Genomic DNA, 2,342 nt, shown 5'->3' with positions numbered 1-2,342 from the left:
GTCAAAGGTGCTTTCACGGGCGCTGACATCGATAAACCGGGTAAATTTGCCGCGGCTGAGGACGGTACGCTTCTTTTGGACGAAATCGACGTCCTGGCGCCCGACCAGCAGGCAAAGCTCCTCCGTGTCATTGAGACGGGCGAGTACGAGCCCGTCGGAAGTAACGAAACCCGGATTTCTCGTGCCCGGCTCATCGTGGCTTCCAACGTGGACCTGGCCCAACTGGTGGAGCAGGGAAAGTTTCGCCGGGACCTGTATTACCGTTTGAACATGCTCAGCTTCTTCATCCCGCCGTTGCGGGAGCGACCGCACGACGTGGAGTATCTGGCACGCCGGTTTGCCATTCAGCAGGCGCGGTCCCTGGGAATCACGCTCCGTGGCATAGAACCGGCTTTTTTGGCGGCTCTGCGGAACTATTCCTGGCCGGGCAACGTGCGGGAGCTGGAGAACATCATTCGGCGGGCGGTGCTTTACTGCCGGGATGGAGTGCTCCGCGTCAACGATCTGCCGAGTATGCTTCGACCTCAAAGCTTTCACGATCTTCCCACAACCGTTCCCGATATCCCGGTGAGGTGGACCCTGGAAAAGCGTCTTGAAGAGGCGGAACGACAGATTCTGGAGGAGACGCTCCGCCGACATGGCTACCGGCGCATCGAAACGGCCCGGGAACTCGGCATCAGTCGGATCACACTGTATCACAAAATGAAGAAGTACGGATTGCTCAGGCGGGTTTCCGAGGAACCGGTTACCACCGCCGATTGATTGGCCAGTTCATCCGCGGTTTGCATAAGATGAACGCAGGCACGGGTGAGCTTTTTCGGCGGCGCGCGATCATCCCAGCAAATACGCCAGCAAATGAACGAGCCGCGGCCCGAAGATGATCACCCCGATCACGGCGGACCCAATAGAGGCGACAAGTACTGCGGCACTCGCCACGTTGAGCGCGGTTTCAATGTAGCGGTTGTATTCCTGGGTGATGGCCGGGGCGAGCCACTCGAGGGCGCTGTTGAAGAGCTCGGCGGTCATCACGACGGTGATACTCAGGATAAGGATGCACCATTCCGTCTCCCGCACTCGGAAAAGGGCCGCCACCACGAGAACCGTGATGGCCACGGCAAAATGGACCGCGAAGCTGCTCTGGCCGACGATGCCGTACCAGAGACCACGAAAGGCAGCGGAAAACTTTTCCAACCACGAGCGACGTCGTTTGACCGGTGGACGCGCCATAAGCCCAAATCCTTTCCGCAAAAAGGCGGCAACTGTCCGCGTTGACGCCCTCTCTTACTGTAGCTCATTCCTGCCCCAGCCGAATATGCCGAATTGAAAAGATGAACTGGTTATGCAGTTTGTGCCTGAAGACGAGCAGGCCATCATTTGGCATTACGATTTTCCATTACAATGGGACAATGGCCGGTATTCGGAATGGCCATGCGTATCGCACCGCACAAGATTGGACTGCTCGATCAAAATAGGGTGAAGGCTCGGGTACCGGCCGGTGCTTCGCGGTGGACAATCGGCGTTGCACGGGATCTTCCTGATTGACAGGCAGGAACGAGACCGTGCCGCCATCCCATGTGTGAAAAAGGTCGGCCGATTTGAACGAACGTGTTCGCCCGGTGAGAAAGGCTCATGGCCATAGATGACATCATTCGCAGGATCCACGAAACCCCCTGGCTGATGGTCCTGGTGGCAGCGGGAGGGGGCTCGCAGGCGATGGCGGATCTGCTGAAAGTTCCGGGGGCCTCGCGAACCGTCCTCGAAGCCCGCGTTCCCTACAGTTTGGCGTCGCTCAGGGACCTGTTGGGCGGTCCGCCCGAACAGGCGTGTTCCGAGGCCACTGCCCGGGCCATGGCGATGGCAGCGTTTCTTCGGGCACGGGAGCTGTATCTTGCCGAGCATCCGGAGAGCGGCAACAACGTGCCGGTGGTCGGGGTCTCCTGCACGGCGTCTCTGGCGACGGATCGGCCCAAAAAGGGGCCTCACCGCATTCACGTGGCCATTCAGCGAGTCGAATTTACGCGGAGTTATTCACTGGTGCTCAACAAAGGGGCACGGTCGCGGGATGAAGAGGAGGAGGTGGCCCGGCGGCTGTTTCTGCAGGGTATCGCCACGGCGTGTGATGTCCCGTTCAATGAAGAAATTCCGATCCTGCCCGGGGAGTCCATCGAGCATCGCCAGGCGGAGGCGCCGCCCGCCTGGCGCTCTCTCCTGTTGGGCGAAGCGGATGCCGTCTCGGTGGGAGTTCCTCACGATTGGGAGAAAGGCCGTCCGCCGCTGATTTTTCCCGGGGCCTTCAATCCACTTCACGAGGGGCATCTCCGTATGGCGCGACGGGCTGAGGC

At 59.9% G+C, this 2,342-nt stretch carries 3 protein-coding genes; 2 read left to right on the top strand and 1 reads right to left on the bottom strand.

The genetic code is table 11. From position 1 onward, the window contains the following. A partial coding sequence (locus H5U08_RS16020) for a sigma 54-interacting transcriptional regulator (RefSeq protein ID WP_297035331.1) occupies positions 1-762 on the top strand: 762 nt, incomplete at its 5' end. 69 nt (positions 763-831) lie between these two features. Here the strand turns inward: H5U08_RS16020 and H5U08_RS16015 are convergent. Next, positions 832-1,227 (bottom strand): diacylglycerol kinase family protein, encoded by a 396-nt coding sequence (locus H5U08_RS16015; RefSeq protein WP_297035327.1) that lies wholly within the window; start codon positions 1,225-1,227, stop codon positions 832-834. Between the two features lie 402 nt (positions 1,228-1,629). Between H5U08_RS16015 and H5U08_RS16010 the strand changes: the two genes are divergently transcribed. Further along, positions 1,630-2,342 (top strand): hypothetical protein (locus H5U08_RS16010; RefSeq protein ID WP_297035324.1); only part of this gene is annotated, 713 nt, incomplete at its 3' end.

Source organism: Thermogutta sp. (assembly GCF_014359955.1).
In the GTDB taxonomy this organism is placed as follows: domain Bacteria; phylum Planctomycetota; class Planctomycetia; order Pirellulales; family Thermoguttaceae; genus Thermogutta.
This window is presented reverse-complemented; position numbering and strand designations above follow the sequence as displayed.